This is a genomic window from Brevundimonas sp., assembly GCF_041648055.1.
Classification (GTDB): domain Bacteria; phylum Pseudomonadota; class Alphaproteobacteria; order Caulobacterales; family Caulobacteraceae; genus Brevundimonas.
The window spans coordinates 101,506-122,640 of sequence record NZ_JBAZPS010000003.1 but is presented as its reverse complement, the minus strand read 5'-3'; the positions used below and the strand labels follow the sequence as shown (position 1 = coordinate 122,640).

Sequence of the window (21,135 nt, the reverse complement as noted above, 5' to 3'; positions counted from 1 at the left end):
TATTCGAGCTGGATAAGTGCGATAGGTGCAAGATATCTGCACAACATAACGCCGGGGTGAAAGCTCCGGCGTTTTCGTTTGTGATCTCCATCTGGAAACGAGGGTTCCAGTTACGGTAATTCACATGCTACCCCGGATGAAACATCATTTGGGGAGTGATCATGTCGCGCAAAGCCAATCTGTCTGTCCGTAGGCTGCTGGGGTGCTCCGCCGCCGCCGGCGTTTTGATCCTGGCCACCGGCGCAATGGCGCAGCAGGCCCCGATCGTTCAACCGGGTGCTCCCGGCCAGGCATCACGAGCATTGGAAGGGCGCGAGGCCTCGCGCATCGCCGACAACCGTTATTCGGCGGATGATGTGAAGTTCATGCAGGACATGATCCTGCACCACGCTCAGGCTGTGGAAATGGCGGCCCTGGTGGACAGCCGGACGAATACCCAAGCAGTCAAGGACATCGCGGGCCGCATCGACGCCTCTCAAGCCGACGAGATCGAGTTCATGCAGGGCTGGCTGCGCGAACGCGGCGAGACCGCACCCGATCCGGCCCAAGGCCACTCGATGACCGGGATGGATCACTCCGCACATGCGGGAATGGATCACTCGGCGCACGGAAGCATGGCGCACGCCGGCATGCCTGGCATGGCCACAACGGAGCAGATGGCCGCCATGGCCGCTGCGAACGGTGAAGCCTTCGACGCCCTGTTTCTGCAGCGGATGATCGCTCACCACGAAGGCGCGGTTAAGATGGTCGCCGACCTTCTGGCGCGGCCCGGCTCGGCCTATGATCCGATCCTGTCGCGCTTCGCCAACGATGTGACGAACGAGCAGCAAGCCGAAATCAACCGCATGACAGCTCTGTTGCGCCAGGCTTCGCCCGACCCCCGAACCACCCTCAGTGCTGGTTTCCGCGATGCCGGTCAGGCGGCCAGCAACATGGAGCTGGTCGCCACCCTGCCCAAGCCGACTGGTTTCTTCGACCCATCGAACCCCGAGGGCAATCCGCCCCAACTCCCCGCCGCCAACGCCGATGGCGACGCCCGTCGCGGCACCGCAGACCAGGTCAGCCGTCGCGCGCCCTTCCTCAGCTTTGCCAACACCGACATGGCCTTTCAGGGCGACCTGCTGGCCGCCGGAAACTATCACGGCATCAACCTGTACCGGATCACCGAGGCCGCCGAGCCGGAGCTGATCAGCTCGATCGTTTGCCCCGGCGGCCAGGGCGACGTCTCAATCGTCGGCAATCTGATGCTGATGTCGGTCGAGTCCAACAGCGGCCGGGTGGACTGCGGTCGCGAAGGGGTGGGCTCCGAGCCCACGCCTGATCGTTTCCGCGGCGTCCGTATCTTCGACATCTCCGACCGCACCCGTCCGGTCCAGGTCGGCCAGGTCCAGACCTGCCGCGGGTCGCACACGCATTCGGTCGTGGCCGCCGATGAAAATCGTCTGATCGTCTACAACTCCGGAACGGCCAATGTGCGTTCCGAAGAAGAACTGGCCGGCTGCACCGTTGGGCAGCCCGGCGATGCTCGCTCGGCCCTGTTCAGCATCGACGTGATCGAAATCCCGCTGGCCGATCCGTCCCAGGCCCGCATCATCGACAGCCCTCGCGTGTTCGCGGATACCACGACGGGCGAGATCGGAGGCCTGTGGCGCGGCGGAGACCACGGCGACGGCACCCAGACCACGAACCGTACTGACCAGTGCCACGACATCACCCTGTTCCCGTCGCGCAACATTGCGGGCGGTGCCTGTTCGGGCAACGGCATCCTGTTCGACATCTCAGACCCGCGTGCACCCAAGCGGCTGGATGCGGTCGTCGACAACGGCTTCGCCTACTGGCACTCGGCCACCTTCAACAACGACGGCACCAAGGTCGTCTTCACCGACGAATGGGGAGGCGGCGGTCGTCCGCGTTGCCGGGTCCAGGACCCCAAGACCTGGGGTGCCAATGCCATTTATGACATCGTCGACAACAAGCTGGTGTTCCGCAGCTATTACAAGCTGCCCGCCGCCCAAACCGATCAGGAAAATTGCGTCGCCCACAACGGCTCGCTGATCCCGGTCCCCGGTCGCGATATCTTCGTCCAGGCCTGGTACCAGGGCGGACTGTCGATCAGCGACTTCACCGACTCGTCGAACGTGCGCGAGATCGCCTATTTCGACCGCGGCCCGATCAACGCCGAGCGTCAGAGCCAGGGCGGCTACTGGTCCGTCTACTGGTACAACGGCCGCATCTACGGCACCGAGATCGCGCGCGGGCTGGACGTCCTGACCCTGACGCCCAGCGAGCATCTGACCGCCAACGAGATCGCGGCGGCCCAGATGGCCGACGAAGGCGGCACGGTGAACCCACAGCAGCAGTTCCCGGTGAAGTGGCCGGCCCACCCCGTCGTAGCCAAGGCCTATCTGGACCAACTGGCCCGCGACAATGCCATGCCGGCAGAGACGATGGCCCAGATGACCGCAGCGCTCGATCAGGCAACACCGCTTGTGGACGGCGGCAGCCGGGACGCTGCAGTTGCGCGTTCGCTGACGGCCATGGCGCGCGATATTCGCGTCACGGGCACCGACCAGACCGCCAAGCGGATGGCGGGCCTGAAGGAAACACTGGAAGGCATTGCGGGTCGCATCGGCTGACGGCGCATCCCTGACGCAAACACGACGACGCAGTAACAAGAACGCCGGGGTTCAGGCCCCGGCGTTTTTCGTGGAGATGACCTTCAACACCGCCTCGGCCGCCAGCGCAGACGGGTCAGCGGCCTCACGCCCCATCAGGTCGAGCGCGGCGGTCTGTCGGCGCACCTGATCGGACCGCGCCGCAGGATCGGCCAGAAGCCGTGTCACCTCGGCCGCGACCTTGTCTGGCGTCGCATCATTCTGAATCAGCTCGCGCGCAATCTCGGCATCGGCGGCGTGATTGAACAGGGTCGCATATTTTCCGGTGAAGAACGGCTTCATCAGCGCGTAGCTGAGCGGCTGAAACCTGTAGCTGATGACCATCGGCGCACCCGCCAGGGCCAATTCAGTCGAGACTGTACCACTGGTCGCCAGGGCCACGGTCGCGGCGCGCATGGCGTCGTATTTCTCGGCCTCCGATACCATGTGAGCGCGGAACGGCCACGAGGCTACGCGGGCCGTGACGTCCTGCGCGACTGTGCCCGCAGCGACAACAGCGACTTCCAGCGAGGGATTGGAGGCCTTCAACCTCGCAACAGCTGCTTCATAGACGGGCGTCATCAGACGGATTTCAGACGGGCGGCTACCGGGCAGGACCAGCAGCAGGTTTGCATCCGGCGCTATGCTTCGCGACCGACGGAACTTGACCGGGTCTGCCGTCGACATATCCACGTGCAGGGCCTGAGACCCGACAACCGTGGTCGGCAAGCCTTCGCGCTCGAACCAGGGTGCGTCGAAAGCATAGAGCGCCAGCAGATGATCGACGGTGCTGGCCAGCGTCTTGGCTCTGCCTGGACGCGAGGCCCAGACCTGGGGGCCGACATATTTGATCAGAGGCACGCCAGGCAGTTGCGCGCGCAACGCCTTGGCGACGCGAATGGTGAAACCCCAGCTGTCGATCAGGACCACAGCATCGGGCCGCTCCGCCACGGCAAGAGCCGCGGTTTCGGCCACCCGCTGTTTGACCAGACCGTAGGCCTTGAGCCCCTCGATCCAGCCGAGGATCGACAGGGAGGCTATGTCGAAGGGACTGTCGATCCCCTGCTCGGCCATACGGGGCCCGCCGACCCCTACGAAGCGCGCATCCGGTCGCCTGGCCTTCAGGGCCGTGGCAAGGCCCGCACCGAGTGCATCGCCGGACGCCTCAGCGGCGACGAGCATGATCTTGAGTGGCTGGGTCACAGGCGGTCGTTGCCCGGTTCGCCCCAGACGAAGAGGCCGAGGCGATCCGCCGTAGCGACGATGGCGGAGCGATCGATCAGGATCAGCTTTCCTCCAATGCCTCCCACACCTGCCAGGCCGGCTGCAGCAGCCATCTCCAGGGTTCGCGTGCCGATGACCGGCATGTCCACCCGCAGGTCCTGGATGGGTTTGGGGGCCTTGCCCAGGGCGCCCTTGCGAGAAGGTTCAGACCCGCGCAGATCGGAGGGCAGGCCTGCGACACGGGCCAGCATGGAATCGGTGCCCTCCTGAGCCTCGACGGCCAAGACCAGGCCGTCGCAGACGACGGCCCCCTGCCCGATATCCAGTTCGCCTGCCTTCTCCGCAACATGCAGGGCCTTTCGCAGATCCGACAGCTGCTCCGGCGTCGGGTGGACAGCCCCCAGTGCGCCTGCGGTCAGCGTCTCGCCGCCCAGGATGTCGTCGGCCCCTTCGATCGCATAGCCTTCCTCCTCGAAGATCGACAGAATCTTGCGCAGCAAGGCGTCGTCGCCCTTCGTCGCGGCCGCCACAATTCCGGGCAGCAGAGTTGCGCCCTTAAAGTCAGGCTTCAACGCCTTGAAGTCCGGACGGTTGACTGTGCCGGCAAAACAGACCGCGTCGCACCCCGCCTTCTTCAACGCCGAGAGCGTCCGACCGATCTCGGCCATGCCCGCCTCGATGCCTGGGTATCGCGCCAGGTGCGGATCGGCGAACCCTGCCAGACGCACCACGAACACCGGTCGGCCCTCGGCCTCGCAGCGCGCAGCCACAGATACTGGAAGAGCCCCTCCCCCCGCGATCAGGCCCAGCTTGCCCCTCACAATCGCGTCCTCACCGTTCCGGCAAGGCGACGGGGCGCCGGGTGTCTTCACGGATGAAGGCGATAATCTCCTGAATTTCCGGCAGGTCGGCGTATGTCGCGGCGGCTGCGTCAAGCCTGTCAGAAAACAGCCCCTCGCCCTCGAAGATGTCGCGATAGGCGGCCAGAAGGCGGCGCACTGCATCCTTGCCATAGCCCTTGCGCTTCAGCCCGACCAGATTCAGCCCGTGCAGCCGCACGTGATTGCCCCAGGCCGAGCCGTAGGGGATGACGTCGCGCGTAACAGCCGACAGGCCGCCCACAATCGCGCCCTGCCCTATCCGCCCGAATTGATGCACCGCCGCCAGGCCACCCAGGAAGACCCGGTCGCCGACCCGCGCGTGCCCGCCCAGGGTGGCGTTGTTGGCAAAAGTGACATTGTCACCGACGACGCAATCATGGCCGACGTGGGCACCTGTCATGAACAGGCCGTTGGACCCGATCGTCGTCAGTTTCCGGTCCCCCGGCGTACCCCGATTGAAGGTTGAATGCTCGCGGATCGTATTGTTCTGGCCGATCTCCAGTGCCACGGGCTCGCCCTTGTAGCCACCATGCTGTGGGTCGCCGCCCATGACACAGAACGGGTGGATGGTTGTGCCAGCCCCTACCGTCGTATCTTGCTGGATCACCACATGGCTGGCGATATGGACACCTTCGGCCAGGACGACGTTCGGCCCGATGATCGTCCATGCCCCGATCTCGACACCATCGGCCAGTCGCGCACTGGCATCGACCTGGGCTGTCGGATGAATGCCCATCAGCTGGCGGGCTGATCGACAGTGACAACCATGGCCATGAATTCAGCCTCGGCGGCCAGCTTGCCGTCGATGAAGGTTTCACCCCGGAATTTGTAGGCATCGCCGCGGGCACGGGTCACCTTGACCTCCATGCGCAACTGGTCACCGGGGCGCGCGGGTTTGCGGAAGCGAACGCCGTCGATCGACATAAACATGATGACCTTGTCCGCCACGGCCACATCCATCGTCTTGGACATCAGGAGCGCGCCGGTCTGAGCCATCGCCTCAACGATCAGAACGCCGGGCATGACGGGATCGATGGGGAAATGGCCGGGGAAAAAGGGCTCGTTGTGGGTGACGTTCTTGATGCCCGTAATCGACGTCGCGGGAACGAAGTTCTCGGCCTTGTCGACCAACAGAAAGGGGTAACGGTGCGGCAGGCGGCGCATCACCTCGGCATAGTCTATGTTGATGCTGGTGGTCGTGTCGGTCATTCCTGGGCTCTCTGAGCGTGGGCGCCTACGAACGCGCCTTTCCCGAGACCTGTTTGGCGAGCCAGATCGCTTCGCGCAAGGATTGTCGCAGGGGTTTAGCCGGATATCCGGACCAGGTTTCGCCCGGCGGTATGTCAGCCAGAACGCCGGCTCCGCCCGCGACACGGGCACCGGTCCCAATGGTGATGTGGTCGCCGACCCCCGCCTGGCCGCCGAACATGACATTGTCACCGACGGTGACGGAGCCGGAGATTCCGGTGTGGGCGGCCATCAGGACATTGCGGCCGATCACACAATTATGGCCGATCATCACGAGATTATCGATCTTGGAGTTCTCGCCAATGACGGTGTCGTCGTAGGCTCCCCGATCGATGCAGGTGTTGGCACCGATGGTGACGCCATCCTGAATGATCACCCGACCCAGCTGGGGGATGTCGATAGGCCCGGAACTGGAACCCGCAGCGCCGAAACCGGCCTCGCCTATACGCGCGCCGGCGTAGAGACGAACCCGGTCGCCAATCAAGGCGAAACCGATGCTGACATTGGAGCCGATCTGACAATCCCGGCCAATCTGGACACCCGGGCCGATGACTGTATTCGCCCCGATGCGAGTACCCCGACCAATACGAACACCCGCGCCGAGGACGACTCCCGGCTCTAACATCACCGTGTCATCCTCTGCCACATCGGCAAGATCCGACTGTAGATCCAGGACCAAGGGCCGGTGGAACAACGAAGCGGCCCGCGCCCAGGCCGCCTGAGGCTCGCGAGAAACGATCACCCCTGCGTCGGCCGAAGCTTTCTCGATGGCAAAGTCTGGCAGGATCACGCACGCGGCCTGGCTGTCGGCGAGAGCAGGCAGGAAACGCTTGTCACTCAGGAAGGCGACATCAGTCGAGGAGGCACCGGCCAAAGGCGCTACGGCGGAGACCTTTCGATCTCCGCCGCGAAAAACCTCACCGCCGATCCGCTTCGCCAGTTCGTCGACACCGAGGCAATCGACAGCTTTCTGAAAGAAGCGCGGATCAGGCATTGCAGAGCGGCCTATTGCTGCGGTTGGGCCGGCGGCGTCATGCGATTAAAGGAGAGCGACGGAAGGGCTGCATTAAGGCGCTCGATGGCCGTTGGCGTAATATCCATTGCCGGATTAGCGCTATAGACGGCAGTACGATTCAGCAGAACACTGCAGCCACGTTCCTGATAGAGCGCGATTACGATTGGCTCGACAGCAGTTCCGATGGCTTGCAGTTGCATGCCCTGCGTATACTGGAGTTCATTGCGACGGGTCTGCTCCAGTTGTTGCGCCTCTTCGGCGCGCGTTTGAAGGGCGCGACGACGTGAACCGTCTGCATCTGCGGCTTCACCGCCCTGCTGAAGCGACTGTACCTCGGTCTGAATCGCCGAAGCATAAGGGGCCAGTTCGCCCTGCACTTCGGTCAGCAAACGTTGCATCCCTGTCTGGACGGACTGGCCAGCGGTGGAACGCGCCAGAACTTCTTCGTTGTCATAGACGCAGATGCCGGCAATCGGGGCACCATGCGTGATATTGGCAGTTTGGGCGGCGGCCGAACCTGCGGCCAGCGAAGCAAGGGCAAATGCCCCAATAGCGATCAGTTTCATGGTCTACCTTTAATAACGGCGGGAGCCGTATTCTAGAACTGTGTGGAAGTCGAGAAACGGAAGGTTTCGGTGCGATCGTATTCTTCGGAACCAATGATCTGGCTAAGATCGAAACGAATTGGCCCCATGGGCGATCTCCAGTGGATGCTGACACCTGCAGATGCACGCAATCTCAGCTCATCAACGATATTCGGATCAGTCACCCCTTGATCAGTTACCGTGTACCGGTCATCGAGCGCGCCCAGCGTTCCGACATCCACGAACAGTTCGGTGCGTATACCGTATTGTTCCGGAAGGAAGTTTGGCACCGTCAACTGGACTGTACCGATCGCATAAAAATTGCCACCCAGAGCATCCTGAGTTGTCAGGTCTCGCGGACCAAGACCGGCCGTTTCAAATCCGCGGAAGCTGTTGCCACCCTTGAAGAAGCGATCATTGATCCGAATTGGATCGCCACCCCATCCACTAATATATCCTGCCGAAGCGGTGGTCGACACGATCCAGGAAGGCGTGATGCCCCAATAGGCCGACACGTCAGCTTCGGTCTTGAGATAGTTTACGTCCCCACCAATACCAGCAAGATCCTGGCGCAGGGTTCCCGTCCAGCCCCGGGTCGGCCGTATCGGGTCATTCCTGCGGTCGACCAGTAGCGTGTAGCCCGCCGATGAGTTGAGGAACGACCCGATTTGGTCGCAAAGCGCGTTGGAACCTGCGCCATTCACTCCACAAAACCCATTAGGAACAATAACTTCGTCGCTTTTCAGGAAATAACGACCACTCAACAAAGTGTAGCCGTTGAGAGGATAGGATAGCCTCAGGCCACCACCTGTCGAACGGTAGTCGTAAGACGAGAACTCACTGAGGTCGTACCGTGAGTGGAATGCATCAAAGCCGGCGCGCAAGTCGCGCCCCAGGAATTTCGGTTCCGTAAAGCGGAAGTCGACTTGTTGGCGCAACGCCCCCCATTCGACGCGGGCCACGACGTTCTGACCCCGACCTCGAAAGTTGCGCTCCGTGATGCCCAGGTTGACCACGAAACTATCGACCGAGCTGAAACCGGCACCAACCGAGAGCTCGCCGGTGGGCTGTTCCTCGACCGTAACGTTGACAACCGAACGGTCAGGTGCCGAACCACGCGCCTCCTCGACCGTGACGTCCTTGAAGAAGCCCAGAGCCCGCAGATTATTACGAGACCGCTCCAGCAGGGTTCGATTGAAAGCGTCACCCTCGCTCAATGTCAGTTCGCGCCGGATGACGTTGTCCAGGGTGCGCGTGTTACCAACGATGTTGATGCGGTCGATGTAAACTCGCTGCCCCTCCTTCACATTGAAGGTGACATCGACGGTATCGGTTTCCGGATTGGCCCGGAAAGTGGGTTCGATTTCCACGAAGGCGTAGCCCGCCGACCCCGCCGCAAATGTCAGGGCGTCCACCGCCGTCTCGATCTTGTCGCTCTCATACAACTGACCGGAAGCGATGGGCAAAAGCAGCTTCAGAAAATCAGGATTAAGGCGGTCGTTTTCAGTGACGATGTCGATCTCGCCGAAATTGTACCGATCGCCTTCGTTGACAGTGATGGTTATGCCAAACGCGCTGTCGTCAGGCGCGAGCTCGCTGATCGCCGACAAAACTCGGAAGTCATAATAGCCACGATTGGTGTAGAACTTGCGCAATTGTTCGCGGTCGTAGTCCAAACGATTTGGATCATAGTTGTCGTTGGACGTGAACAGCTTGTACCAGGCCGACTGCTCGGTCACCATGACCTCACGAAGGTCATTGTCGGAAAAGGCGCTGTTGCCCAAGAAGGTTATAGACCGAACGCCTGTTTCAGGACCTTCATTGATCTCGAAAACCACATCTACACGGTTCTGATCCAGCTGGACCAGCTTGGGCGTCACGGTTGCCGAGATACGGCCCGACAAACGATAAAGTTCGACGATCTTTCCAACGTCTTCCTGTACGCGGGCCCGGGTATAGATACCGCGGGGTCGAATAGTGACCTCTTCCGTCAACTTGGTAGTGGCAATCGCGCTATTACCTTCGAAGGTCACCTGGTTGATGATCGGGTTCTCAACGATCTCGACAATCAGGTCACCGTTCTGAACGCCCAGTTGGACATCGGCAAACAGTTGCGTGCGGGTCAGGGTACGCACTGCAACGTCCAGAACCGCCGCATCGACCGTGTCGCCCGGCTGGATCGGCAGGTAGGACAGGATGGTTGTCTGGTCGATGCGCTGGGCCCCGCGCACCAGGATGCGGTTGATGACCAGCCGCTCCTCTTGCGGCTGTGGCGCAGCCTGAACCGCAGTGGCGTTCTCGACGGTGATCGGGCCGGTCGCTGGCGCGGTCTGGGCAAAGGCGGGACTGGCAAGCCCCGCCGCCAAGGCGATAGCCATCAGGCTGGGGCTGAGGCCGCGGGCGAAACGGAGGGTGGACGCATCGTGTCGGATCATACGGGAAACCATCGGGGGCTGGCGTCGGCTCATGCGAGCCCGCCGAGGAATTTGAACAGGCTCAGCTTCTGCAGGTCGTTCCAGGTGGCGAACAACATCAATCCCGCCAGCAAAGCAAGACCGACCCGGTAGCCGACCTCCTGAACGCGCGCGGGGACTGGCCTGCGTGCCACAGCTTCATAGCCGTAGAACAACAGATGGCCCCCGTCGAGGACGGGAATCGGCAGGAGGTTTAGAAAGCCCATTCCGATCGAAACTATGGCGCCGAAATAAATCAGCGTCAGGACGACCGCCTGAACCTGGGTACCGAGATCAGTCGAGACCGACGCCGCCTGCTGGGTGATGCCACCGGCGGCTTTGGCGATCCCAACCGGACCGTTCAGCAGGTCGCCTGATTCTTTGCCGGCAAAGATGCGGCCCAGATATGTGACGGTGCCATTCAGTGTGGAGCCAAAAATGTCGGCACCCTTTTCAGCAGCCTGGATCGGATTGAGGCGGCGAGAAGTGACGTCCTGCGGCAGCGCCCCAAGAGCCAAGCCAATTCGGGCCACACGGATGCGGCCAGCCACGGCATTATCTTCCATTTGACGTAAGGGCGTTGCGACCAGGGTCACAAGCTGGCCAGCCCGCTCAACAGTGAAAGTTACAGGATCATTGGCGCTGAGCACCACCGCCTGGGTGACCTCGGCTCCCTCCTGAACCGCACGGCCGTTGACCGTCAGAATCAGGTCACGAGGCTGGAATCCGGCACTCGCGGCCGGGCTGTTGGGTGCAACGGCCATGACGCGAGGCGCGGCGATCTGCTCGCCTACGACGCTGAACAACAAGGTCAGCAGCACCATGGCCAGAACGAAGTTGGCCGCAGGCCCCGCAGCCGTGATCAGGGCGCGCTGCCAGACTGGCTTGAAGTGGAAATAGTCGCGCTCGGCTCCGGCCCCTTGGTCGGTCACCAGGCGCTGACGCAGTTCAGCCAACCCAGCTGCATCGGGCACGCTGGCGGCGTCCAGATCCCCGGAAAACTTGACGTAACCCCCCAGTGGCAGCCAGGCGAAGCGCCATTCGGTGCCGTGTTTGTCCGTGCGGCTGAAGATCGCCTTGCCGAAGCCGATCGAAAACCGGTCGATTTTCACGCCGCATGCCCGGGCGACCCAGAAATGGCCCAGCTCATGGATCGTGACAATCGTCGTTAGCACAACCAAAAAGGCCGCGATCGAGATCAGTATCTGGCCGATGAAGGCGATCATTCGGTCGTCATCTCCCCGTGACGGCTCACGCCGCCTTGTTCAGCCTGAGAACGACCGCTTCGGCCGCCTGCCTGGCCATCTTGTCGATGGCCAGGGCAGAATCGCAGGCATCCCCATGATCAGGGAGCGTAACCGATCCCGTCATCTGTTCCACGGTGTCGGCGACGACTGCGGCAATATTGAGAAAGGCCAGTCGCCGATCCAGAAACGCCAGGGCCGCGACCTCATTGGCGGCGTTGAAGACGATGGGTGCTATGCCCCCGGCCGTCAGCGCCTGACGTGCCAGAGCCAGGGCCGGAAACCTGTCTTCGTCCGGGGCCTCGAACGTCAGCCGGCCAAGAGCGGCGAGGTCCAGCTTTGGCGCCTTCCAGGCCAGGCGGTCAGGCCAGGCCAGGGCGCAGGCGATCGGCGTCTTCATGTCTGGTGGCCCCATCTGGGCCAAGGTCGAACCATCGACGTATTCGACCAGGCTGTGGATGATCGATTCAGGATGGACGACCACGTCGATCCGCTCGGCGGGCATGTCGAACAGATAGGCCGCCTCGATCATTTCCAGGCCCTTGTTGGCCATGGTCGCGCTGTCGACCGAAATCTTGGCCCCCATGCTCCAGTTGGGATGCGCGACGGCCTGTTCGGGCGTGATGGCGGTCAGGGCAGAACGCGGCATGGTGCGGAACGGCCCACCCGACGCGGTCAGGATCAGTCGCGCGACCTGTTCCGGTGCCTGATTGGGAAACACTTGAAAGATTGCAGAATGTTCGGAATCGACCGGGATTAACCGACCGCCAGCCGCCCTCACCCGCTGGATCAGAGCCGGGCCGCAGCAGACAAGGCTTTCCTTGTTGGCCAGGGCCAGGGTCGCGCCGGTCGTGGCCGCCGCCCAAGCCGACCGCAGTCCCGCCGCGCCGACGATGGAGGCCATGATCCAGTCCGCAGGTCGGGTCGCAGCCTCGACTACGGAGTCGTCGCCTGCTGCGACCTCGATGCCGGTGCCCGCCAATGCGTCACGCAAATCGTTAAGCCGCGTAGGGTCGGCCGTCACGGCAATACGCGGCTTCCAGCGCCGGGCCTGTTCGGTCAGACGGGCGATATTGGCCCCGCCGGTCAGAGCCTCGACCTCGAACGCGCCCGTCCCTGACCGCTCGGCCTGATCCATCAACTCAAGCGTCGAACAGCCGACCGAGCCGGTGGAACCCAGGACTGTGACCCTTCGACGAATCATGCGCCGCCACACCAATGAATGGCGATCAGACGTCCACACGCGACCACGACGACTGCGAACATCAGACCATCCACCCGGTCCAGCAGACCTCCGTGCCCAGGGATCAGATTGCCGGCGTCCTTGACGCCATAACGGCGCTTCAGCGCCGATTCCCACAGGTCACCGGCCATGGTGGCGACGGCGGCGGTGAAGCCCAGCAGTGCTCCCCAGACCGCGCCTAGTCCCATGTCGGGCCAGAACGAGAACCACACCGGAAATCCGCCTGCCATGATTGCGCCGGCCATGGTTCCGGCTGCCAGCCCCCCGATGAAGCCGGACCAGGTCTTGTTGGGCGAAAACCGCGGCCACAGCTTGGGCCCGCCAATCAGACTGCCGGCCAGATAGGCCATGATGTCCGACGACCAAGCGATCACGAAGGCAAAAACTGTCCAGGCCAGGCCGATGGCTGTATCGCCGTCTCGCAACCAGATCAGCAGAACCGCAGGCCAGCCGAGATAAAGCACACCATAGGCGGCATCCAGCGCCTCCTGCCCCCGGCTGCGGGCATAGACGCCCGCCGCCATTGCGCCGAACACAAGCAGCACGAGCGCCAGCGACAGCTGGTTGGCATAGGCGGAAATGACACCCGCCATCAGACCGAAACCGACCGCTCCGGCCATGACCCGCCAGGCGCGTGAGGCACTCATGGTCGACCATTCGACGGCCAACAAGCCGCAAGCCAGCAGCATCAACCCCAGGAACCACAGCCCACCGAGCCAGATCGCCAGAACGGCGGCCGGGGCCAGCACGATCGCAGAGGCGGCTCTCAGCCCGATGTCACCGGCGCGAACCGCCATCAGCCGGTCGCGAGCGCCGGAGCGGTCGACGATGCTACGCCTCCGAACCGACGGTCCCGGTTCAGATACTGCTGCACCACATCGGCCAGAGCGGCTGGCCCATAATCGGGCCACAGCACATTCTGATAGACCAGTTCGGCATAGGCCGCTTCCCACAACAGAAAGTTCGAAAGCCTCTGCTCACCTGACGTGCGCACAATCACATCCACCGGGGGCGCGCCTGCACCGGACAAACCAAGGGCCAGTGCTTCCTCGTCCAGGGGACCAGTCGCCTCGCCAGCCAGCACGCGCTCGACATAGCGCTGGGCCGCATCGACGATGTCGGCGCGGCCGCCGTAGTTGAAGGCCACTTGCAGCAGGAATCTGTCGTTGTGCGCCGTCGTGGCCTCGGCTCGCTCGACGATGGCGGCGATGTCGGCGGGCAGGCCCGTGCGGCGACCCAGGACGCGCACGCGGACGCCTTCCTTCTCCAGCCGCTTGAGGTCGCTGGCCACATAGGAGCGGACCAGACCCATCAGATCGATGACTTCTTCCGCCGGACGCCGCCAGTTCTCGGTCGAGAAGCCGAACACCGTCAGGCAGCGGATGCCGAGCTCGGGCGCGGCCTGGACCGTGCGCTTCAAAGCCTGCACGCCCTCACGGTGCCCCATGGCGCGCGGCAGCCCACGCGCTTCGGCCCAGCGCCCGTTGCCGTCCATGATCAGGGCGACGTGGTGGGGGCCGGGTTTGCCGGACGGGACGGAATAGGCGGGACTGTCCATGGGCACAGACAGGTCGGACGTGGGCGTCAGAGACGGGGCGTCAGACCTGCATGATCTCCTGTTCCTTGATCTTCAGGGCCTCGTCGACGCGCTTGATGGCGGCATCGGTGTCCTTCTGGACGTCGGCTTCCATCTTCTTCTGCTCATCCTGGCTGATGTCACCAGCCTTTTCGGCCTTCTTGAGATCGTCATTGGCATCGCGGCGCACGTTGCGAACGGAAATCTTCTGCTGCTCGGCATATTTCCCGGCCAGCTTGGCCAGTTCCTTGCGGCGCTCCTCGGTCAGGGGCGGCACGGGAATGCGCAGGGTCTGACCGTCCACGATGGGGTTCAGGCCCAAGCCTGCGGCGCGAATCGCCTTCTCGACTGGGCCAACCATCGACTTGTCCCAGACGCTGACCGAAATCATGCGCGGCTCAGGCACGCTGATGGCCGCGACCGAGTTGAGCGGCGAGTTGGAGCCGTAGGCCTGCACCTGCACCGGATCCAGCAGGCCGACGTTGGCCCGACCGGTCCTCAGGCCATTGAACTCTTCTTTGAGCGCGGCGACTGCCTTGTCCATGCGGTCGCGGTAAGTCTTCAGGTCGGGCTTGGCCATGGTCGGTTTCTCTCGTCGTTTCTTGTCGTGCGCCAGCGGGCCGGTCAGGCGGCCTTGTCGGAGGACGATATCACGGTGAACGTGCCTTCGCCCGTCAGAGTGCGGCGGAGCGAATTATCTTCCCGGATCGAGAAGACCACGATCGGGATGCCGCTGTCACGCATCAGGGCGATCGCCGAGGCGTCCATGACCTTCAGGTCCCGCGCCAGCACATCGTGATAGGTCAGGGTCTCGTACCGGGTCGCCGATTTGTCCTTCTTGGGATCAGCCGTGTAAACGCCGTCCACGCTGGTGCCCTTCAGCAAGGCGTCGCAGCCCATTTCGGCGGCGCGCAGGGCGGCACCGGAATCGGTGGTGAAGAACGGCGCACCGACACCGGCGGCAAAGATCACCACCCGCCCCTTCTCGAGATGACGCAGGGCCCGGCGGCGCACATAGGGCTCGGCCACGGCATTCATGGTCAGGGCGCTCTGCACCCGGGTCTGGACGCCGATCTTCTCGAGCGCCGCCTGCATGGCCAAGGCATTCATGACCGTGGCCAGCATGCCCATATAGTCGGCCGTGGCACGTTCCATGTCGCCAGCCGCCTTGGACAGGCCCCGGAAGATGTTGCCACCGCCGATAACCAGGCAAATCTCGATGCCTTCACGCGCAACATCCGCCACGGCCTGGGCCACCGTCGCCACCGTCTTCTGATCGATGCCGTAAGCCTGATCGCCCATCAGCACCTCGCCCGACACCTTCAGCAGGACGCGCTTGTATCGGAACTCTGAGGGGGCGTCGGGCATACTGGACCTTGGGGCAAACGGATTCGGCTCCTTATAGGTAGGGCCGCGCCGGGATTCAAAGCCTACCAGCAGTCCGCGCCGATTCCCGGCGCCCTGATTGCCAGCAGAATACGGCTACGCTGCTCGGCCGTCATGGCCCCCGACCGCTCCAGGATGCATCCGACCACGGTGTTGGAGTTTGGGGCCAGCAGACCATAGCGCAGGCCGCTGGCGTCCAGCTCGGCCCTCGCCCGCGCCAGATCGGCGGACGCGGCGGCGACCGCCGCCGGGTCGTTCGTGATCAGCGTCATCTCATGCAGCGCCTGACCCGAGCTGGGAAAGTCGTAGGCGTCCGGATCATAGACGGCCACGCGCGCGCCCAGACGATCGCCATCCGGCAGATCCGGATCGAACTTGGCGTTCTGGCTGGCTGAAAAGGCGATGGCCGGCCCGCTCTCCGGCACCACCAGGATATAGGCGTGGCGCGGGAACATCAGATAATGCGCCGGCCATTTGGTCACGCGCACCCACGGATCACCGTCCGGCCCCAAGGCATGAGCCCCGACATAGACGCCCGACGGCAAAGTCCGACCGTCGATCCGGTCGAACTGCTTAAGAATGTAGTCGGCCATCACGTGGTCAAGCAGGAACACGCCCTGTTCGGCTTCGCGCACGAAATGACGGTGAATGTCGTCGGCAGACGGATCGGAGCCAAGCTCTTCGCCATGAACGGCCGCAAACGCCGTGGCCGACACGGCGCGTCCGTCCGCCGGGCTGAACCACAGGCCGCGCACCTCGTCGATCATGCGATCGGCGGGATTGCTGCCCCGGAACGTCGTCAGACTGAGCGTCAGATTCACCAGAGCGAACAGGACGATTAAGCCGACTACGGACTGGAACAGGATCAGCGCCCATTTGCGCCACCCATGCAGAGGGTGACGCGCATGGCGGACACGGTCCAGTGCCTTGGCCCCTGTCACCTTCAACCGCGCGCGCCCCCGACCCTGCATCTGCCTAGAGCCGCAGGATGACCGTCTCCACGATGGGGCGACGATCCCAGATCTGCTGGCTGGCCTTCTTGAGCGCACGCGACACAGCCTGTTCGATGACCATTTCGTCTTCCAGGGCTGGGCCCTTCAACTTGCCGACCGCGACCTCGACCCGTTCGGCCAGATCATCCAGCGCATCGCCCAGCGGACGCTCCGCATCACCGGGCAGGCCGATGGAGCGGACGTCGATGTCGCTGACGATCTTGCCGCGCTTGTCCATCGCAAAGCTCACGATCAACACGCCGTTGTTGGAGGCATGACGGCGCTCGTGCATGGCCTCGCCCTGTTCGGTGACCAGACGACCGCCGTCGACGTACAGGCGACCGTGCGGAACCTCGTCGATAATGGCGGCAGGCCCGGGGGCGAGGCGCACCATGTCACCATTACGGGGCGTCACCGTCTCGGCCACGCCCAGATCCTTGGCCATATTGGCGTGTTCGGCCAGGTGGCGGCGCATGCCGTGGGTGGGCACGGCGATCTTCGGTCGCGCCCAGGCGTACATCTGCTTCATCTCATCGCGGCACGGGTGGCCAGAGACGTGGACGTGCGGGTGATCCTTCTCGGTGTAGAGCCGCACCCCGCGGTCCGCGAGCCGGTCCTGCAGGGCCGCGATCGAGAGCTCGTTTCCGGGAATGACCCGCGACGAGAAGATGCAGTGGTCGCCCAGACCCAGCTTGATGACCGGGTGGGTTCCCTGCGAGGCACGAGACAGGGCGGCGCGGTCCTCGCCCTGGCTGCCGGTGCACAGGTACAGGATCTCATCCGCCGGCCAGACGCGAGCTTCTTCCTCTGACAGGATGCGCTGGCTGTCGCCGAACAGGCCGACATGTTTCGCCGCCGCCGTGATCTTGTGCATCGACCGGCCAGCCAGGGCCACGCGGCGTCCGGCCAGTTGCGCGGCCTTCATCACACTGACCATCCGCGCGACATTGGAGGCAAAGCAACCGACCGCGATCCGGCCCTTCTTCAGGCTGCCGATCAGTTCGATCAGACCGGCCTGCGCATCCAGTTCTGACCCCGCCTGCCCCTCGACGAAGACGTTGGTGGAATCGCACACCATGGCCAGCAGGCCTTCGTCGCCAAGCTTGGTGATGGCCGCAATGTCGATCGGCTGACCGATGACCGGCGTGGGGTCCAGCTTCCAGTCGCCGGTATGAAAGACCGTGCCCAGCGGCGTCTTGATGGCCAGGGCGTTCGGCTCGGCGATCGAGTGGGTCATGGTGATCATCGTCACCTGGAACGGGCCCAGATCGATGGTCCCCGACAGGGGCACCTCGACAATCTTCACCTGATCCAGCACCCCTGCCTCGCGCAGCTTCTCGCGGATCAGGAAGGCGGTGAAGGGCGTCGCATAGATCGGAGCCTTGATGCGCGTCCACAGCCAGCCCAGCGCGCCGATGTGGTCCTCATGCGCATGGGTCAGGACAATGCCACGAATGTTCTCGCCGTCCAGAAACTCTGGATCTGGCACGATCACGTCGACGCCGGGCGTCGACAGGTCGCCGAAGGTGACGCCCACGTCGACAATCAGATATTCGCGGTTCGTCTCCGGCCCGTAGCCGTAGACATTCAGGTTCATTCCGATTTCGCCCGAACCGCCGAGCGGTATGAAGACGAGTTCGTCGTTTGTGTTCTTTTTCATGTGTCCTTGGGGGGAGTGTTCCGCCGCCAGATTTCCAGCAGGCCGCGGATGGTCAGGTCCGGATCGAACCGGTCGATTGATGTCGTTGCGCCTTCGAACAGGCTGGCCACGCCGCCCGTTCCGATGACGGTCATGGGAGCGCCCCACTCGTTTTTCATGCGCGCCACCAGGCCTTCGATCAGGGCGATATAGCCCCAGAAGACGCCGGACTGCATGTTGGAGACGGTGTCCTTGCCGATGACTTTCGCAGGCTTTTGAATGGCGATGCGGGGCAACATTGCGGCGGCCTCGTGCAGAGCCTGCAGCGACAGGTTGACGCCGGGCGCGATAATGCCGCCCTCGAACGCCCCGTCGGCGGCTACGACATCGAAGGTGGTCGCTGTGCCGCTGTCGATCACAATCAGGTCGCCGGGATAGACCAGATGCGCCCCGATGGCGTTGACCAGCCGGTCGGCCCCGGCCTCGCTGGGCTTGTCGATGCGCGCGGCAATGCCCAGGTCGACGTTCTCGCCGATGACCATGGGTTCGACATTCAGATAGCGCCTCGCCAGGTTGCGCAGGTTGAAGATCGACTGCGGCACCACGCTGGAGATGATACAGCCATCCAGCTGGCTGATCGACAGGTCGCGCATGGTCAGCAGCTGATGCAGCCAGACGGCATATTCATCCGCTGTGCGGTTGGCATAGGTCGAGGTCCGCCACTGCGCGATCCATTCGGATCCGTCATGGATCGCGAACAGGGTGTTGGTATTGCCTTGCTCGATCGCCAGCAGCATCAGGCAGCTTCCCCAAAGAAGACATCGCCAGCCGAGATCAGCCGCAGCGATCCGTCGCCCAGTCGCAGTTTCAGGGCACCGTCGGCGGCCACGCCCTCGGCCCGGCCCTCGACCGTTTCATGCCCCAGACGCGCGACGGCAGGACCGTTGAGCCCCGGCGTGCGCGCGGCCCAGGCGTCGAGGATGGGCTGGAAGCCGAGCGTCTCCCAGCGGTGCAGCCAGACGGCAAAGGCCTCGGCCAACTGATGCGCGGCCACCTCGACCGTCGGCGGCGCGGCGACACCGGCAGCCAGATGATCGACCAGAGCCGTCGCGGGCCGCTCTGTTCCCTGCGGCGAATGGGCCAGATTGACGCCGATCCCGACCGCCAGCCACAGCCCACCGGACGCATGCGCTCCGGACTCGACCAGAATGCCCGAGGACTTCACGCCCGCCAGCATCACATCATTGGGCCATTTGCTCGTGACCAGCGACGGCGGCGCATACCGATCCAGCAAATCGGCGACAGCCAGGGCCGCGATGAAGGTGATTTGCGCCGCCTCGGCGGGCGAGTTGTTCACAATGTGGAGCAGGGTGGCGAACAGATTACCGTCCTGACTGGCCCAATCGCGGCCGCGCCGCCCACGGCCCTGCGTCTGACAACGGGCGGTGATCCACAGCGGCCCCGCCTCCCCTGCCTCGGCCCGACGCCGCGCCTCGGCATTGGTCGAGTCGAGCTGGTCGAACAGCAGGACGGGGGCCGCGTCCACCCTAGCCGGCGTTGAAGCTGGTCGCGGCGACGCGGCTCAGCGGCTCGATCCACGTCAGGCCGATGATGACCAGCGGAAAGGCGAAGGCGGCACCGGCAACGGCGATCGTCCTGGCCTCGACCGGGGCGGCATCGAACGGCACCTCATCCACCGGCGGATCGAACCACATCAGCTTGATGATCCGCAGATAGTAGAAGGCGGCCACGACCGAGGCGACCAGACCGGCGGTCGCCACCATCCAGTAGCCGGCATCCACGGCGGCACCGAAGACATAGTATTTGCCCCAGAAGCCCGATAACGGCGGCATGCCCAGCACCGACAGCGACAGCACCGTCAGGGCGATGGCCGTCACCGGCCGCGTCCGCCTCAGCCCCGCCAGATCGGCGATGGTCCGCACCGGCTTGCCGCCCTTGGACAGCGACAGCAGGATGGCGAAGAAGCCCAGCTGGTCCACGACATACAGGGTCATGAACATCAGCATGGCCTGCAGGCCCGCCTCCGTCCCCGCCGTGATACCCAGCAGGGCGTAGCCGATGTTGGCGATCGACGAATAGGCCAGCAGGCGCTGGATGTTCTTTTGCGCCAGACCGCCGAACGCACCGACGGCGAACGAAATCAGCGAGATCAGCACCAGCACCTGGGCCCACTGATCGTGCGAGCCGGCAAAGCCGTCGATCAGCACGCGCGCAACCAGAACCATGGCCGCCATCTTGGGAGCGGTGGCAAACAGGGCCACGACCGGGGTCGGCGCGCCCTCATAGACGTCGGGCGTCCACATATGGAACGGCGCGGCCGAGATCTTGAACGCCAGGCCGCAGATCACGAAGACCAGGCCGAAGACCAGACCGACGGACGGATTCTGGGCCGCATAGGCTGCGATCTCCTGGAAGTTCATCGAGCCGGTGAAACCGTAGACCAGGCTGGCCCCGTACAGCAGCAGGCCGGACGACAGGGCCCCCAGCACGAAATACTTCAGGCCCGCCTCGGACGCCTTCAGGTCGTCGCGGTGGAAGGCGGCCAGCACATACAGCGCCAGCGAATGCAGCTCGATCCCGACATACATGGAGATCAGGTCGCCCGAGGACGCCATCATGCCCATGCCCGCCGAGGCCAGGACGATCAGGATGGGATATTCAAACCGCGCGATCTTCGCCCGCTGCATCCAGCCGCCACCCAGCACGATACAGACCGCGCTGGACAGGAAGATGATCGCCTTGCCGTAGACGGCCAGCGGATCGGCCACATAGGCCCCGTTGAACGCCTGGCCCAATGGGCCGGTCACGGTCACGGCGGTAGCGGCGACCAGCAGGGCCACCGACAGGATCGAGACCAGGCGGGCGCTCTTCTCGCCCATGAAGGCTCCGAGCATCAGCAGCACCAGCCCACCGACGGCTAGCGTGCCTTCCGGCGCGGACAGTTGAAGGGCGGGAATCAGATCTTGCATGATGGT

19 protein-coding genes are annotated in these 21,135 nt (G+C 63.7%); 1 reads left to right on the top strand and 18 read right to left on the bottom strand.

The window, feature by feature from the left end:
- Positions 1–161: 161 nt before the first annotated feature.
- Positions 162–2,636 carry a DUF305 domain-containing protein gene (locus WC585_RS08700; protein WP_373257417.1) on the top strand — a complete coding sequence of 825 codons (2,475 nt, stop codon included), beginning with the start codon at positions 162–164 and terminating at the stop codon, positions 2,634–2,636.
- 51 nt (positions 2,637–2,687) lie between these two features.
- On the opposite strand, the gene lpxB is transcribed toward WC585_RS08700, so the two are convergent.
- From lpxB to nuoN, 18 genes are all read right to left on the bottom strand, one after another.
- Complete coding sequence (gene lpxB, locus WC585_RS08695) at positions 2,688–3,857, bottom strand: lipid-A-disaccharide synthase (RefSeq protein ID WP_373257416.1); 1,170 nt, start codon at positions 3,855–3,857, stop codon at positions 2,688–2,690.
- Positions 3,854–4,699 carry an LpxI family protein gene (locus WC585_RS08690; RefSeq protein ID WP_373257414.1) on the bottom strand — a complete coding sequence of 282 codons (846 nt, stop codon included), beginning with the start codon at positions 4,697–4,699 and terminating at the stop codon, positions 3,854–3,856. The genes lpxB and WC585_RS08690 overlap by 4 nt, the downstream gene beginning before the upstream one ends.
- A 10-nt stretch (positions 4,700–4,709) precedes the next feature.
- The gene (gene lpxA, locus WC585_RS08685; protein WP_373257412.1) at positions 4,710–5,495 is read right to left on the bottom strand and encodes an acyl-ACP--UDP-N-acetylglucosamine O-acyltransferase; all 786 of its coding nucleotides are present in this window, start codon (positions 5,493–5,495) and stop codon (positions 4,710–4,712) included.
- Positions 5,495–5,968 carry a 3-hydroxyacyl-ACP dehydratase FabZ gene (fabZ, locus tag WC585_RS08680; protein WP_373257410.1) on the bottom strand — a complete coding sequence of 158 codons (474 nt, stop codon included), beginning with the start codon at positions 5,966–5,968 and terminating at the stop codon, positions 5,495–5,497. Before fabZ ends, lpxA begins: the two co-directional genes overlap by 1 nt.
- A gap of 25 nt (positions 5,969–5,993) precedes the next feature.
- Positions 5,994–7,001, bottom strand: a complete 1,008-nt coding sequence (gene lpxD / locus WC585_RS08675; RefSeq protein ID WP_373257409.1) for a UDP-3-O-(3-hydroxymyristoyl)glucosamine N-acyltransferase — start codon at positions 6,999–7,001, stop codon at positions 5,994–5,996.
- Between the two features lie 11 nt (positions 7,002–7,012).
- The gene (locus tag WC585_RS08670; protein WP_373257407.1) at positions 7,013–7,588 is read right to left on the bottom strand and encodes an OmpH family outer membrane protein; all 576 of its coding nucleotides are present in this window, start codon (positions 7,586–7,588) and stop codon (positions 7,013–7,015) included.
- A 32-nt stretch (positions 7,589–7,620) separates the two neighbouring features.
- Complete coding sequence (gene bamA, locus WC585_RS08665) at positions 7,621–10,053, bottom strand: outer membrane protein assembly factor BamA (protein WP_373257684.1); 2,433 nt, start codon at positions 10,051–10,053, stop codon at positions 7,621–7,623.
- Between the two features lie 17 nt (positions 10,054–10,070).
- Entirely contained in the window at positions 10,071–11,285 is a 1,215-nt protein-coding gene (locus WC585_RS08660; RefSeq protein ID WP_373257405.1) for an RIP metalloprotease, read from the bottom strand.
- A gap of 25 nt (positions 11,286–11,310) precedes the next feature.
- Positions 11,311–12,507, bottom strand: coding sequence for a 1-deoxy-D-xylulose-5-phosphate reductoisomerase (gene dxr, locus WC585_RS08655; protein WP_373257403.1), 1,197 nt, complete (start codon positions 12,505–12,507; stop codon positions 11,311–11,313).
- Complete coding sequence (locus WC585_RS08650; protein ID WP_373257402.1) at positions 12,504–13,343, bottom strand: phosphatidate cytidylyltransferase; 840 nt, start codon at positions 13,341–13,343, stop codon at positions 12,504–12,506. The genes dxr and WC585_RS08650 overlap by 4 nt, the downstream gene beginning before the upstream one ends.
- Positions 13,343–14,104 (bottom strand): polyprenyl diphosphate synthase, encoded by a 762-nt coding sequence (gene uppS, locus WC585_RS08645; RefSeq protein WP_373257400.1) that lies wholly within the window; start codon positions 14,102–14,104, stop codon positions 13,343–13,345. The genes WC585_RS08650 and uppS overlap by 1 nt, the downstream gene beginning before the upstream one ends.
- Positions 14,105–14,144: 40 nt before the next feature.
- A complete protein-coding gene (gene frr / locus WC585_RS08640; RefSeq protein WP_373257398.1) occupies positions 14,145–14,702 on the bottom strand; it encodes a ribosome recycling factor in 558 nt (185 codons plus the stop codon).
- A gap of 44 nt (positions 14,703–14,746) precedes the next feature.
- Positions 14,747–15,490 carry a UMP kinase gene (pyrH, locus tag WC585_RS08635; RefSeq protein WP_373257396.1) on the bottom strand — a complete coding sequence of 248 codons (744 nt, stop codon included), beginning with the start codon at positions 15,488–15,490 and terminating at the stop codon, positions 14,747–14,749.
- Positions 15,491–15,552: 62 nt separating this feature from the next.
- A complete protein-coding gene (locus WC585_RS08630) occupies positions 15,553–16,479 on the bottom strand; it encodes a hypothetical protein (protein ID WP_373257394.1) in 927 nt (308 codons plus the stop codon).
- Positions 16,480–16,483: 4 nt separating this feature from the next.
- A complete protein-coding gene (locus tag WC585_RS08625; RefSeq protein WP_373257392.1) occupies positions 16,484–18,160 on the bottom strand; it encodes a ribonuclease J in 1,677 nt (558 codons plus the stop codon).
- On the bottom strand, positions 18,157–18,939 hold the full coding sequence (locus WC585_RS08620) for a type III pantothenate kinase (RefSeq protein ID WP_373257683.1): 783 nt from the start codon (positions 18,937–18,939) through the stop codon (positions 18,157–18,159). Before WC585_RS08620 ends, WC585_RS08625 begins: the two co-directional genes overlap by 4 nt.
- Complete coding sequence (locus WC585_RS08615; RefSeq protein WP_373257391.1) at positions 18,936–19,685, bottom strand: biotin--[acetyl-CoA-carboxylase] ligase; 750 nt, start codon at positions 19,683–19,685, stop codon at positions 18,936–18,938. The genes WC585_RS08620 and WC585_RS08615 overlap by 4 nt, the downstream gene beginning before the upstream one ends.
- A 1-nt stretch (position 19,686) precedes the next feature.
- Positions 19,687–21,129 (bottom strand): NADH-quinone oxidoreductase subunit NuoN, encoded by a 1,443-nt coding sequence (gene nuoN, locus WC585_RS08610; protein WP_373257389.1) that lies wholly within the window; start codon positions 21,127–21,129, stop codon positions 19,687–19,689.
- Positions 21,130–21,135 lie beyond the last annotated feature (6 nt).